Genomic DNA, 13,694 nt, shown 5'->3' on the forward strand with positions numbered 1-13,694 from the left:
TTTCCACTCCTTTATCCTTTGACATTTATGAAAAGGTGGAGGGACCTGTAAACTCTATTTTCATCTGGTAGACGGTATAGTAGGAATTGGAGTTTTTGATCGTCCCCGGCTTCTGTTGGGGTGAATTCGAAGCGTTTCTCCCACTTTTCACCGTTCTTTAAGGTTAACGTGGTATTACCTATGGTTTCCTCACCTAGTTTAATGACTATCCTATAATTCATGGTTTGATACTCATGGTTTACAACCCCTATAATCACTTCCCCAGTTTCGCCTACTTTTAGATCAGTCGGGTAATCATATGCTTTTCCCGCGGGTCCGAGGATGTAAAATTCCGTGAATTTTTCTGACGGGACCGGATTTAGGACAATATTAATTGTGGCTCCTACCATTGAAATGAGGATGAAAACTAGTATCAGTGATATTATCTTGTCCCTGTCCAGGGAAGTATCCTTGATCTTTTCAATAGGTTTAATCCTCGATCTTATCATGGTTTTTAGCTTTTCTTTTTCTTCCTCGATTTTGAAATAATCTTCTGATGGGAACGCCCTTTCAAACTCGTCAACCATGGATATTCTTTCATGTCGTTCTATGGCCATCTTAGCAGCCTCTGATGGGCTTATAATATTCTTTTCATCTATTCCAGCCCCTTTTAGTGATCCTCTTATCATCTTCTGTCTTCTATGCCTCCTGGCATATGCTAGTACCCCTGCTATGATTGATATCACAGCTGATAACCTTAGGATCCCATGATTATCCAATGGCAGATAACCTAAGGATATGATTATCAACAGACTTACAAGGACACTTAAAATCAGCCTCCAAAATAGTCCTTTCTCCTGGAAACCCAAGGAGGAAAATGATATTATAGAATATCCCAATACTATGAAAATGTTAAATCCTATAATCAAGGTTCTGAGGATCCAAAACCTATAGGGGAATTGTAAAATTACTAAAAGTAGGAGGGCTGAGACAACCACAACAAGAAGATCCCTTGAAGACTGATGCAACTTTAAAATTTCCTCGGAGTCACCAGACTTCATGATCAACCCTCCTAAAGGCCAATAATGTGATAGACCCAATGATACCCTGGCCCCTGATAAGATAAAGGAATAATAGTATCATGCCGATTATCATCAGTTTTTCCTGTAACATACCATTCCACCCTTGATCAGTGAACACTCCTTCCAGTGTGTGGGTTTTTCCTGTTTGACAAAACCTGCCAAGATTTCAGTTAATTGTGTCTTCCTGCTGGTCTTTTTTTTGAACTTTTCATGGACCCTGCTTAGTCTTTACCTTTTCTTTTTCTTTAAGGTTTCTTTTGTAGGTATCCTTTTCGTGGTTCTTTTTTATGGGATTTTAGGGTTTTTTCTATTTTGCCTTCCCTGTTAGGAGATGTTCTATTCCAAAGTCAATCTCTACAACTTTCTCTGTCTTGGAGAGTATTTTGAGGGCTTCATCCTCAAACTGGAGGATGGCATACCACATTCCAGAATTCTCACGCTATTATGTTTACTTCTCCATTTGAATTTTGCGGTGCAATTATTATGTTCATGACTCTCCTCTTGTGGAAAAATTTTTTAGCTTGTCTCCTTCAAAGCTTGAAACTTGATTGCTTGTAATTCAGAACCTTAAACCAGCCGGCCTTGTTCAGTTCCTCGCGTAAGCGGTTGTAAAGCCACCTGTAAAGGTTAAGATGCTTTGAGCAACTCAGTTTCCACAAACCCGGACGGGTACACATTGAACTTATAGGTGAGGATACTAGTCAAGCGCTCCACCTTGAAGGATAATAATCTCCCTCTTGGTGTAAATAATTTTCGACTCTCATCCCCCAGGGCTTCTCACCGGAGAGTTAAAGGAAAAATTTTATAATAAGAAGAAAATTTAATATAGTTTCAGAGGTGTGTGGGGGGTCAGGATTCTATGGAAAAATTTTATATATTTTGAATTTTCATCTTTTAATATGATTCTCTTCGGGTACTTGATCGCGATAATATCAGCTATTATTGTAGCTTTATTCCTTGGACTCCCAATTGTGGCTGAAAGGCCATGGAGACGTTCATGGACCCTAACAGTGATATTCCCAACCCCCATAATCGCAGCAGGCCTCCTAGCAGTATCCCTAAAATTAGGATTTAAAGGATTCTATAATACCATGGATCTAGGCCTTATCATGGGGATAATATCAGCTTTTCTGGTAAAATATATCCTAGAGAGCATCTTCCCCAAACCCCCATTTCATCCAGGATAAAAGAATGTTCTTCTATAAAGGGTGATCCCAGATGAGAAAATTATTCGTAACAGACTGTGAGGGTCCAATTTCACTTAACGACAATGCATTCGAACTTGCAAGCCATTTCATACCAGATGGTGACAGGTTCTTCGCGGCGGTGAGCAGATACGATGATATACTAGCATATGAGATTAAAAGGCCAGGGTATAATGCTGGTGACACCCTTAAACTCATCACACCATTCCTAAAAGCCTATAATGTTACTAATGATAAGATAATAGAATTCTCCAGGGAAAATATTAGCCTAGTTCCATGGGCGCGCCAACTACTCCAAAGAGTCCAAGGGTTCATGCCATCCTACATTATAAGTACAAGTTACAGGCAGTACATTGAAGCCCTCTGCAACCTCATCAACTTCCCATTAGAAAACACATATTATACAAGCCTTGACATAGACTCACACGAACTCCCCGAGGACGAACGGGAAAAACTCTTCAAATTCAAAGACATGATAGTAGAGAGTGCTGATTTCGAGACAATGGATAGAATATTCTTCAAAGAAATACCCCAGATGAGAATAGGCAAACTCCTAGAGGATGTTAAAACAGTAGGGGGAGAAGGTAAACGCCTAGCCCTCAAAGAAATACTCGAAAAGGAGAAACTCCCCATAAAATCCGCCCTCTATATAGGGGATAGTATAACCGATGTGGAACCCCTCAGATACACAAGGGGGCGTGGACTGGCAATATCCTTTAACGGAAACCACTATGCCGTGAAAGAAGCTGATATGATCATCATAGCAGAGAACGCCCTCCCAATAGGTTTAATAGCTGATTTACATTCACGCTTCGGTCGAGACTACATAATAGAATTCGTGAAAGCCTATACAAGGGATCCTGAAAGGGCGCTGGAAAACTTTAGGATAAGCTATAATATCCGCGAAGAATTCATGGAAACATTCAAAGGAAAATTCCCAAGAATACTCATACCAGATGATAACATAGAGGAGATAGCAGAGGAGAGCCTCCAAATGCGTAAAAGGATCAGGGGAGAAGCCATAGGAGGCCTAGGATAGTGAAGATCAACGGGACCCTCATAGAGGATACATTCTGCGAAACCTTTAAGGGTAAGTGTGTAAGGGCCCTGGTAACCGCCCATGACAAAGAAACAGTGAAAAAGGCGGCGTATGATGCCACTTCAACCCCCGCAGCAGTTATAGGGAGACTAGAAAGCGGCGTTGAATCATTCATTGACAAGAGTATAACACCAGATTCTAGAGATGGTGCCATCCTCCAATTCTATTTTGCCCTTGATAACATGGAAAAATTTGAGGTGGAACTATCCTATAGGATAAGGCAAGACATCCTAGTGAAGCCCTTCACAAGCCTATTTGATGCAAGCTTAAAACCAGAGGGATACATTGACATGATGAGATACGTCGGACACTGCGGCGACGGATACGAGTGGATAGAAACCATCCATGGGAGAAAGATGATAATAGTACCCCTAACAGTGCCAGACTTCAAAATAGAAGCCCAACTAGGATACCAGACAGGTATAATGGGCGCCAACTTCTGGTACATGTGCAAAGATAAAAGATCAGTCCTCGAAGCGGGTAAAAGCGCTATAGAGGCCATAAACCAGATAGATAAGGTCATAACACCATTCGATATCTGCTCAGCCTCATCAAAACCCGAAACAAATTACCCATGGATAGGCCCCACAACAAACCACCCATACTGTCCATCACTAAAAACAAGACTAGGCAAGGAATCTAAAGTCCCAGATGGAGTCAAATACATACCAGAGATAGTAATAAACGGACTCTCCCATGAAAAGGTCATGGAAGCCCTCAAGGTTGGAGTAGAAGCCGTATCAAGGTTCGATGGTGTGATAAGGGTTTCAGCCGGCAACTACGAAGGCAAACTAGGTGATGATAAAATATTCCTCCACGAACTATTCTAGAAAAATCCATGGAGATCTTAACTCTTTTGCCGGGAAGTCCCCCCATCCAATGGGGGATGAAAGCCCAAAAAACATTTATAGTGATACATGGGTTGCATGCGATATGCTTTCCAGTATCACTCTGGTCACACCCTTGATATATTAATATGTTGAGGAGCAAGGACATGCTCGGCTATACTACAAGAGAATCTTTCAAGGAAAGGTTCAAAGAATTGTGAAAAAAACAAAGAATAAGATTACTCAACACGGGACTGGGACAGCCCCCAAGCCCACGAGAAACCCCCTACTCAGCATCCCCTGCTTCGGCCGTGGTTGCTGGGCAGGTCTCATCATCGAAACAAGAAACCCCTTGCAACAGCTGGTGGTAGTTCACATGTTCGACGCGGTAGGTTTCGGAGCCCTTAACATAGACCAACTCTACAATGTTGACAGGATCATAGGCCCGGAAGAAGAAACCATAATCAAAGGATTTAGAGAAACCTGTGGCGGTTCAGCAGCTAACACGATCATAGGCCTCTCAAGGTTGGGCCTTAAAACTGCATACATTGGCAAAGTGGCCACGGACAGAGAAGGCATCAAACTTAAAAAAAATCTTGAAAAAGAAAAAGTTAACCTAGAACTTCTCACCACAACAAAAAAGGGTAGAAGTGGTAAAGTAATAGGATTCGTGGATGAGCATGGACAAAGGGCACTATACCTAGACCCTGGCGTAAATGACACCATAAAAATTGATGAGATAAAAATCAGCCTAGTAGAAAACAGTAGACTACTACACTTAACATCATTTGCAGGTGAAGGCCTACATGTCCAGGAAACATTACTAGAGAGATTATCCTCCACGCCACTTATAAGCCTAGACCCAGGGAACCTATACGCCAAAAAGGGGATGAAAACTCTCAAAGGGCTTATAGAAGCTGTTAACATCCTCCTATTAAATGAGATGGAGCTTAAGATGATGATAGGCTACCGTGGATCCTACAAGGAGGCTGCGAAACTCCTAGCAGATGAAGTTGATGTTATCATAGTAAAAAGGGGCCCCTCGGGTGTTTATGGGATCATGGACGGCCTAGAAGTGGAAGTACCGGCCCTAGAGGTTGAATGTGTAGATACAACCGGAGCGGGTGACGCATTCAACGCAGGATTCTTATATGCATGGCTCATGGGATACGACCTTAAAAAATCATGCTATTTTGGAAATTATATAGCATCCTATTGTATACAGGGATATGGTGCAACTACCATGCTACCCACACGGGAAGCTACAAGAATACTAAAATAAGCCAGGGTCATCTATGTCTTGTAATAATGGAAAAGACAAAAAAATCATATTCTTGTCCATAGGCCTATTCATCATAGGTCTACAATATAATGGGCAGAGCCTACCCGCCTTACTATTATTCACGGCAACTGTCCTTGTATCGGGGCTGGGGACATTCAAAGAGGCCATCCTATCACTCTATCATGGCAGGTTCACAATAGATCTCCTCATTACACTAGCTGTTATAGGAGCATACTCCCTTGGAGACTATCCAGAGGCGGCCCTTGTAGTTCTACTATATTATATTGCAGAATACCTAGAAGAGTATGCTACAGGCCAAGCACACGAATCCATAAAGGATCTCATGAAACTCAAACCAGAAATAGCAACGATAAAGGTTGGAAAAAGAGAGGTTAAAGTGGACGCCAGTAGAGTCCAACCCGGGGAGATAATGATAATCCGCCCAGGGGACATGATACCATTAGATGGGGAGATAATAGAAGGCTCAAGTTATGTTGACCAGTCAAATATTACAGGAGAATCCAAACCAGTCACTAGGACCGTTGGGGATGAAGTATTCGCCGGTACAATAAACCTTGAAGGCTACCTTGAAGTCAAGGTTACAAGGAACTCTGAAAGAACAATCATAGCAAGGGTCATAGAACTGATAGAAAAGGCTAGGATGAGAAGATCATCCAAGGAACTTTTCATGGACAAATTCGCATCATATTACACGCCAACAATTATAATAGCAAGCATGTTAACAGGTATCATCCCAAGCATAATCCTAGGCAACCCAGAAACTTGGATATACCGGGCCCTCGTACTAATGGTAATCGCATGCCCCTGCGCCCTGGTAATATCAGTACCAGTTGCGATGATATCAGGGATAACAGCAGCTACAAGGGAAGGGATACTAATAAAAGGTTCAAGTTACCTTGAAGAGATGTCAAAGATAGAAACTATTGTATTCGACAAGACAGGCACCCTAACAGAAGGCGAATTAACAATAAAAGAAATAAAAACATATAATGACACCAACGTATTAAAGGTTGCCGCTTCACTAGAAAAAGGTTTAAAACATCCAATAGCATATGCAATAACCAACCTAGCAGGGGAAAAGGGCATAGAACCATTAAAAGTCGAAAACCCAGAATACAAGCCAGGATATGGCATCAAAGGCAAGGTCGGGGGTAAATTATACTTCCTAGGCCAGGACACCCGACAAGAATCTGAGGATACATCCATCTTCCTAGAAAGTGAGGGGAAGATCATCGGAGAAATAACATTAGAAGATAAAATAAGACCATCAGCCCCCACCCTAATAGAAACCCTATCAAAAGAGAACATTAGGACGATGATCTTAACCGGCGATAATCAGAAAGTTGCAGAGAAAATAGCAAAGGAACTTAAAATCAACGAATACATTGGGGGACTGCTCCCAGAGGACAAATTCGACCTTATAGAGAGTCTAAGATCCAAAGGGAGGGTTGCCATGGTCGGTGATGGTATAAACGATGCCCCGGCCCTTGCAGCGGCAGACATTGGGATTGCGATGGGGACCAGAGGCTCTGACATAGCCCTCGACACCGCAGATATAGTTCTCATCGATGATAACCTACAAAAGATACACCAAATAATAGAACTTGGAAAAAGGACCATGAAAATAGTACAGGAGAACATAGCTCTCTCAATACTCATTAAAGGGTCCCTGGCTCTTTTTTCAATCTTTGGACTAGTATCATTATGGATGGCAGTAGGCATCGGTGATATGGGACTCTCACTTGCAGTAATCATCAACGGACTGCGCAATAACCCAAAAACTTTTATCCCATGGAAAAAAAGATAATCACATAGGGGGATAAGATGTTAACTGATGAAATGAAAGAAGCCATAGAAAAGAATCTTGTCTTCGTGGCCACAGCAAGCAGTGACGGCACACCCAATGTCGTGCCCATAGGATTCACAAGGCCAATAGACAATAAAAGGATACTAATAGTAGATGTTTTCATGAAAAAGACCCTAAACAACCTCGAGGAAAACCCCAGAGTATCACTTATAGTTCAAAACGCCAAAGAACACCCATACCAATTTAAGGGAACAGCAAAAGTATTCAAATCAGGGAAATTTTTTGAAGAGGCTGTTGAATGGGCCCAGAATGTTATGAGTGAAGTGGAGCCGAAATCAGCCATCCTCGTGACCATAGAAGAAATATACTCTGTGAAACCCGGCCCAGACGCCGGTAAAAGGATAAAATAGTAGCTCATTCTCTCTTTTTTTGGGGTTTAGGATGTGTGGGATAGCAGGTTTCATCGGTGAAGGGGCCCTGCCAAAACTCCTTAAAATGCTAAGGATCCTAGAACATAGGGGCCCAGACGCCACAAGAATATACTACAAAAGATTAAAGGACTCCAAGGATGCGGAACATCCCATCCACAAGTTTAAAGGGGATGTGGCTATAGGCCATAAAATTCTCATAACAGATGAAAAAATCCCCCATATCAGAGACCAGGCTATAATAGTCTGTGATGGTAAAATATACAATCCCAGAACAGAATCCTCATCCGAGCTCATATTAGATTCCATAAGAGAACATGGAGTAAAGGAAGCCCCTCAAATCATCATGGACAAGTTTGATGGTGATTATTCATTCGCCTTTTTTGATGGTGAAAATATACTCCTTGCAAGGGATCCGCTAGGCGTTAAACCACTCTATTACAAGCTTGGAGATGATTTCATAGCATTCGCATCTGAACGCAAAGCCCTTTGGGGTGTGGGCATAAAGGATCCGATGAGACTAGACCCTGGAACAATCCTAATAAACAATGATATTATAAGATTAAAAAGACTCCCAGAGAAAATCGAGGCAAAATGGGATTATAACACCGCCAAGGAGAGACTCAAAAAAGCGCTTGAAAAGGCTGTTAAAGAGAGAACCAGAGACCTTAAAAAGGTTGGCATATTATTCTCTGGTGGAGTTGACAGCACCCTCCTCACCCTACTCGTGGAAAAATATACCAGACCCATATTATATACCGTTGGCAGCAGAGGATCACAAGATCTCATATTCGCAAAAAAGGCAGCCCAAGAGCTTGGAATAGAACACAGGATTATAGAAGTCACCCCTGAGATGATCAAAGACGCGCTAAGACCAGTACTGGAGGCTATAGAGGAATTTAATGTTATGAAGATAGGTGTGGCCATGCCACTCTATTTCGCATCCAGGGCCGCCCACGCAGATGGACTCCAAGTCATACTCGCAGGTCAAGGAGCTGATGAACTCTTCGGAGGATACCATCGCTACCTCCGATTATATGAAGAAGGCGAGGATAAACTTGTCGAGGCCTTCAAAGCAGATATACAGGAAATGCACCATGTAAACCTTGAAAGGGATGATGCCACTGCAATGGCAACAAGTACAGAACTAAGGGTCCCATTCCTTGACAAGGAAATTATAAACATAGCCTTTAATATACCAATAGAATATAAGATAAAAGGTAGTGATGACACTCTAAGGAAGCACATACTCCGTGACCTTGCATTGGACATGGGAGTGCCAGCTTTCATCGCGAAAAGACCCAAAAAGGCCGCCCAATACGGTTCAGGGATAGATAAGATTTTAAGACGGAGCATACTACCAGGTTTTGACCACAGATCTTACATGGAAAATTTGAAGATGGAATTTTATAAGGGGTACCAGGTATGATAGAAAAGGAAGCCGAAAAGATACTAGAAGAGTTTTCCAAGGCCCTTGAAAAGGTGCCTGAACTTGAAGAGACACACTACATCGTAGATAATCTTAACAGGACAAGAGCCGACAAGAAACGGAAACATGACCCTAAAAGGATACTGAAGAACGCCCCAGTAGACGAGGAGGGTAACATAATCGTAGAAAGGGGAGAATGGACCCAATAGGGGTGTTAAGGTTGCGTATGAGCCTAGTTCTCGAACTACAAGACGTCCCAGGACAGCTAGTGGCCGCCCTTGAACCAATAGCCAGTGTAGGTGCGAATATCGTCACTATAATACATGAAAGGGATGCGAAAACCGGGGCACTAGTACCAGTACAGATAACCATCGAAGGAGATAAAGAAACACTAGACCTTGCAATAAAAAAACTGACAGAAAAGGGTATAAGGATAATAGAAAAAGATGGCATCCCACTCAAAGAAAAAGTAAACGCCATCCTAATAGGTAAAATCTCCGAAGAAGAGCTGAAGAGTATAGTAGATGATATAAACAGACTAAAAGGTGTTAAAGTCGCAGACCTCTCCCTTAAAATGTCAACCACAACATCAACAATCAAGATCACAATGGAAGCAGAACACAACAGCCTAAAACTGCTAGAAGATGAAATCCATAAAATCGGTACAAGAGAAGGACTCCTCGTCATCACAGAAACATGAAAAGAGGGAGAATTCCGGAGGATTTTTCTCATGAAAATTTCCATCATAGGATTTGGTGCTGTTGGCCAAGGAGTTGCAAAGGCTATAAGATCAACCCAAGAAAGACTAAAGAGAAAATACAATCTCAAAATTGATATAGTGGCCGTCGCAGACTCCAAAGGAGCCGCAGTAAAAGAAGATGGACTAGACCCCCAGAAACTCCTAGAAGTCAAATCAGAAAAGGGGACAGTAGCATACTACCCAGATCATGGACATGAGAACATGGACGGCCTCCAAGTACTTGAAGAGGTGGAATACGACTGCCTCGTGGAGGTCACCCCCACAAATATCATAACAGGAGAACCCGGCAAATCCCTCATAACAAAGGCCATGAAAGATGGAAAGGAAGTTGTAACATCCAACAAAGGCCACTTATCACTATTCTACAAAGAACTGATTAACCTGGCCAAAAAACACAATGTAAATTTTAAATTCGAAGCCTCAGTTGGAGGGGCCATGCCCATAATAAACTTTGCACAGGAGACACTACCATCCTCCAAGATAGAATCCATAATAGGGATACTTAATGGTACAACCAACTTCATCCTATCAAGGATGACAGCAGAGGGCTCATCATACGAACAAACACTAAAAGAGGCCCAGGAGCTTGGAATAGCAGAGACAGACCCTACACAGGACGTTGAAGGGTTAGACGCGGCATGCAAGTCGGTAATATTAGCGAATGCCGTGCTTGGGCGAGAATGCACCCTAGATGATGTTGAGGTTACAGGGATCACAAGGATAACACCAGAAGCCATAGAACTTGCAAAAGAAGACGGATACCATATAAAACTCATAGCAGAAATATCACATGACATACTAAGGGTAGGCCCAAGACTCGTGAAGGAAACATCACCATATGCTGTTGATGGCACTCTTAACATGGCAACACTCCGCACAGACCTAGCCGGGGAAATAACAGTCATAGGCAAAGGCGCAGGCTCAATCGAAACAGCATCAGCAATACTCACAGACATAATAAATATATGGAAATCCAAACAATCCTAGAAAATATGAAATACGTGATACTCATAGGAGACGGGATGGCAGACTACCCCATACCAGAACTCGGAGAAAAAACACCACTACAGGTAGCCAACAAACCCAACATGGACCACGTAGCCGAAGAAGGGGCTAACGGACTCCTAAAGACAATACCAGATGGTATGGAACCCGGATCAGATGTTGCGAACATGGCCATAATGGGCTACAACCCCAAAAAATATTATACGGGCAGAGGACCCCTTGAAGCCGCTAGCATAGGAATAGAACTCAAAAAAGACGATGTTGCCTTCAGATGCAACCTCATAACAGTCCATGATGGTCGCATAATAGATTTCAACGCCAACCACATAAGTACAAAAGAATCCTCAAAGCTGATAAAAACCCTAAATGAACATTTCAACATAGGCAAATTCTATACAGGTGTAAGTTACAGGAACCTATACATTTACCCGGACAGAGAAGCCCTAAAAGTCAAAACCAGACCACCACACGATATCATAGGAGAACCCATAGAAGATCATCTACCATCAAATGGAGAAACCGCAGAAAAAATAAAACAGATAATAAAAGAATCCCATAAAATACTCAAAGACCACCCCACCAACATAGAAAGATCTAAAAAGGGTAAACGACCCGCGAATATGATATGGTTATGGGGACAGGGTCAAAAACCCACAATGAAAACACTAAGGGAAAAATATGGCCTCAAGGGCGCTACAATAACAGGAGTAGACCTGATAAAGGGCCTGGGAGTCTACCTAGGATTAGATAATGTTAATGTCCCAGGGGCCACAGGATACCTAGACACAGACTACAAAGCAAAGGGCGAACATGCCATCAAAGCCCTACAAGACCATGACATAATATTCATACACGTAGAAGCCCCCGACGAGGCAGGACACGCAAGAAACATTAAAGAAAAGATAAAAGCCATTGAAAATATTGACTCCAAGATACTAGGCCCACTATTAGACGAACTACCATCATATGACAGCTTCCGTCTAACCCTACTGACAGACCATCCAACACCCATAAAAGTAGGTACACACACACCCGACCCAGTACCATACGCCATCTACGGCGAAAACATAGAAAAGGATAACATAAGATCATATGATGAAGAATCCGCGAAAAGGGGCCGTCTAGGCCTTTCAGTGGCCTGGAAGCTCCTAGATAAGCTTACAGGGAGTTGATTATCCTGGCGAACTATATAATCGTGACCGGTGGGGTTGTAAGCTCCATTGGTAAGGGCATAACAGCAGCATCAATAGGCAGAATACTAAGATCCTACGGATTAAAGGTTGCAGCCATAAAAATAGACCCATACCTCAACTGGGATTCAGGGACCTTAAACCCCTACCAGCATGGCGAAGTCTTCGTAACAGAAGATGGAATGGAAACAGACCTAGACCTCGGACACTACGAACGCTTCCTAGACGTGGACCTGCCAGGAGAATCCAACATAACCACAGGGAAAGTATACCTCTCAGTGATAGAAAAGGAAAGAAAAGGCAAATACCTAGGATCCTGTGTACAGATCATACCCCACATAACAGACGAGATAAAATCCATGATCCGGAGAATAGCATCAAAGAGCAAGGCAGAGGTGGTCATAGTAGAAGTGGGGGGTACAGTAGGTGACATCGAAGGCCAACCATTCCTAGAAGCGCTAAGACAACTAAGAAACGAGGAAGGATACCAGAACGTCATGTTCATACACGTAACCTACGTACCCTACCTAAAGGCTGCCGGAGAATTCAAAACCAAACCCACACAACACAGTACAAAGGAACTCCGCAGCACAGGCCTAACCCCAGACATGATAATATGCAGAAGCGAAACACCAATAACATCCCCAATAAAAGAAAAGATAGCACACTTCTGTGACGTTGAAAAAGAAGCTGTCATAAACGCCCCCGACGTCCAATCAATATATGAGGTCCCCCTCGTACTCAAAAAACAAAAAGTGGGAGAATATATCATAGATAGGATAAACTTAAAAGTTAAAGGGGACGGGGACCTCTCAGAATGGGCTAAGATCGTGGAATCCCTCAAGATAAAAGAACCCACAATAAAAGTTGGTATAGTGGGAAAATACGTGGAACTTGAAGACTCATATATGAGTATAAGGGAGGCTCTAAGGCACGCAGCAGCACACCTCGGCAAAAAAGTGGAGATAGGATGGATAAGCACCAATGAAAAAATAAACAAGGAGAAACTTAAAGGGTTTGACGCGATCCTCATACCTGGAGGATTCGGTAAAAGGGGAATCGAGAGTAAAATATACGCTGCAAAGTATGCCCGGGAAGAAAAGGTCCCAATCCTGGGCATATGCCTCGGAATGCAATGCATGGTAATAGAATTCGCACGCCACAAGGGCCTTAAGGGTGCTCATAGCACAGAATTCGACAAGGAAACCCCACACCCAGTAATTGACATGATGGAAGAACAAAAGAGGATAAAGAAGATGGGTGGAACAATGCGCCTAGGAGCCTACAAATGCAAACTAAGACCCGGGACAATCGCCCACAGAGCATACAAAAAGGATATTATAAGTGAAAGGCACAGACACCGCTATGAACTCAACAACGAATACAGGGAAAAACTGGAAAAAGAGGGGCTCATAATAGCGGGGACAACACCAGACGACTTCCTAGTAGAAATAATAGAATTAGAAGATCACCCATGGTATCTTGGATGCCAGTTCCACCCAGAGTTTAAATCAAGACCAAACAGGCCACACCCACTCTTCATATCATTCCTAGAAGCAGCCATAAAGAATAAGTGATCA

14 protein-coding genes are annotated in these 13,694 nt (G+C 42.7%); 12 read left to right on the forward strand and 2 right to left on the reverse strand.

Annotated elements, in window-relative coordinates:
* Window positions 1-11 precede the first annotated feature (11 nt).
* Together MTTB_RS03805 and MTTB_RS08365 are read right to left on the reverse strand one after the other, a co-directional pair.
* Window positions 12-1,040 (reverse strand): DUF1616 domain-containing protein, encoded by a 1,029-nt coding sequence (locus tag MTTB_RS03805; RefSeq protein WP_248565178.1) that lies wholly within the window; start codon window positions 1,038-1,040, stop codon window positions 12-14.
* Window positions 1,027-1,152 (reverse strand): hypothetical protein, encoded by a 126-nt coding sequence (locus MTTB_RS08365; RefSeq protein WP_282570385.1) that lies wholly within the window; start codon window positions 1,150-1,152, stop codon window positions 1,027-1,029. Before MTTB_RS08365 ends, MTTB_RS03805 begins: the two co-directional genes overlap by 14 nt.
* An 808-nt stretch (window positions 1,153-1,960) precedes the next feature.
* Here MTTB_RS08365 and ehaA point away from each other — a divergent pair.
* The 12 genes from ehaA to pyrG all read left to right on the forward strand — a co-directional run bounded on the left by ehaA (window position 1,961) and on the right by pyrG (window position 13,691).
* Window positions 1,961-2,248 carry an energy-converting NiFe hydrogenase A subunit EhaA gene (gene ehaA / locus MTTB_RS03810; RefSeq protein WP_282570386.1) on the forward strand — a complete coding sequence of 96 codons (288 nt, stop codon included), beginning with the start codon at window positions 1,961-1,963 and terminating at the stop codon, window positions 2,246-2,248.
* Window positions 2,249-2,279: 31 nt separating this feature from the next.
* Complete coding sequence (locus MTTB_RS03815) at window positions 2,280-3,305, forward strand: energy-converting hydrogenase A, subunit R (RefSeq protein ID WP_248565180.1); 1,026 nt, start codon at window positions 2,280-2,282, stop codon at window positions 3,303-3,305.
* Entirely contained in the window at window positions 3,305-4,195 is an 891-nt protein-coding gene (locus tag MTTB_RS03820; RefSeq protein ID WP_248565181.1) for a formylmethanofuran--tetrahydromethanopterin N-formyltransferase, read from the forward strand. Before MTTB_RS03815 ends, MTTB_RS03820 begins: the two co-directional genes overlap by 1 nt.
* Before the next feature lie 214 nt (window positions 4,196-4,409).
* A complete protein-coding gene (locus tag MTTB_RS03825; protein WP_248565182.1) occupies window positions 4,410-5,474 on the forward strand; it encodes a carbohydrate kinase family protein in 1,065 nt (354 codons plus the stop codon).
* A 13-nt stretch (window positions 5,475-5,487) separates the two neighbouring features.
* The gene (locus MTTB_RS03830; protein WP_248565183.1) at window positions 5,488-7,302 is read left to right on the forward strand and encodes a heavy metal translocating P-type ATPase; all 1,815 of its coding nucleotides are present in this window, start codon (window positions 5,488-5,490) and stop codon (window positions 7,300-7,302) included.
* A 17-nt stretch (window positions 7,303-7,319) separates the two neighbouring features.
* Complete coding sequence (locus tag MTTB_RS03835; protein ID WP_248565184.1) at window positions 7,320-7,712, forward strand: pyridoxamine 5'-phosphate oxidase family protein; 393 nt, start codon at window positions 7,320-7,322, stop codon at window positions 7,710-7,712.
* 31 nt (window positions 7,713-7,743) lie between these two features.
* A complete protein-coding gene (locus tag MTTB_RS03840; protein WP_248565185.1) occupies window positions 7,744-9,159 on the forward strand; it encodes an asparagine synthetase B family protein in 1,416 nt (471 codons plus the stop codon).
* Entirely contained in the window at window positions 9,156-9,368 is a 213-nt protein-coding gene (gene gatC / locus MTTB_RS03845) for an Asp-tRNA(Asn) amidotransferase subunit GatC (RefSeq protein ID WP_248565186.1), read from the forward strand. Before MTTB_RS03840 ends, gatC begins: the two co-directional genes overlap by 4 nt.
* On the forward strand, window positions 9,356-9,859 hold the full coding sequence (locus MTTB_RS03850) for an ACT domain-containing protein (protein WP_248565187.1): 504 nt from the start codon (window positions 9,356-9,358) through the stop codon (window positions 9,857-9,859). The genes gatC and MTTB_RS03850 overlap by 13 nt, the downstream gene beginning before the upstream one ends.
* Before the next feature lie 30 nt (window positions 9,860-9,889).
* Window positions 9,890-10,906: a homoserine dehydrogenase gene (locus MTTB_RS03855; protein ID WP_428343372.1), complete on the forward strand. Its 1,017-nt coding sequence runs from the start codon at window positions 9,890-9,892 to the stop codon at window positions 10,904-10,906.
* 5 nt (window positions 10,907-10,911) lie between these two features.
* The gene (locus MTTB_RS03860; RefSeq protein ID WP_248565269.1) at window positions 10,912-12,096 is read left to right on the forward strand and encodes a cofactor-independent phosphoglycerate mutase; all 1,185 of its coding nucleotides are present in this window, start codon (window positions 10,912-10,914) and stop codon (window positions 12,094-12,096) included.
* Window positions 12,093-13,691: a glutamine hydrolyzing CTP synthase gene (gene pyrG / locus MTTB_RS03865; protein WP_282570387.1), complete on the forward strand. Its 1,599-nt coding sequence runs from the start codon at window positions 12,093-12,095 to the stop codon at window positions 13,689-13,691. Before MTTB_RS03860 ends, pyrG begins: the two co-directional genes overlap by 4 nt.
* Window positions 13,692-13,694: the final 3 nt, after the last annotated feature.

It is taken from the genome of Methanothermobacter tenebrarum, assembly GCF_023167465.1.
GTDB lineage: Archaea > Methanobacteriota > Methanobacteria > Methanobacteriales > DSM-23052 > Methanothermobacter_A > Methanothermobacter_A tenebrarum.

Excerpts from the sequence above, each read along its gene's own strand:
- MTTB_RS08365 (WP_282570385.1), bottom strand. The coding sequence starts at position 1,152 with ATGTTACAGGAAAAACTGATGATAATCGGCATGATACTATTATTCCTT.
- MTTB_RS03835 (WP_248565184.1), top strand. The coding sequence starts at position 7,320 with ATGTTAACTGATGAAATGAAAGAAGCCATAGAAAAGAATCTTGTCTTC.
- MTTB_RS03815 (WP_248565180.1), top strand. The coding sequence starts at position 2,280 with ATGAGAAAATTATTCGTAACAGACTGTGAGGGTCCAATTTCACTTAAC.
- MTTB_RS03850 (WP_248565187.1), top strand. The coding sequence starts at position 9,356 with ATGGACCCAATAGGGGTGTTAAGGTTGCGTATGAGCCTAGTTCTCGAA.
- gatC (WP_248565186.1), top strand. The coding sequence starts at position 9,156 with ATGATAGAAAAGGAAGCCGAAAAGATACTAGAAGAGTTTTCCAAGGCC.
- MTTB_RS03860 (WP_248565269.1), top strand. The coding sequence starts at position 10,912 with ATGAAATACGTGATACTCATAGGAGACGGGATGGCAGACTACCCCATA.
- ehaA (WP_282570386.1), top strand. The coding sequence starts at position 1,961 with ATGATTCTCTTCGGGTACTTGATCGCGATAATATCAGCTATTATTGTA.
- MTTB_RS03830 (WP_248565183.1), top strand. The coding sequence starts at position 5,488 with ATGTCTTGTAATAATGGAAAAGACAAAAAAATCATATTCTTGTCCATA.
- MTTB_RS03805 (WP_248565178.1), bottom strand. The coding sequence starts at position 1,040 with ATGAAGTCTGGTGACTCCGAGGAAATTTTAAAGTTGCATCAGTCTTCA.
- MTTB_RS03840 (WP_248565185.1), top strand. The coding sequence starts at position 7,744 with ATGTGTGGGATAGCAGGTTTCATCGGTGAAGGGGCCCTGCCAAAACTC.
- MTTB_RS03855 (WP_428343372.1), top strand. The coding sequence starts at position 9,890 with ATGAAAATTTCCATCATAGGATTTGGTGCTGTTGGCCAAGGAGTTGCA.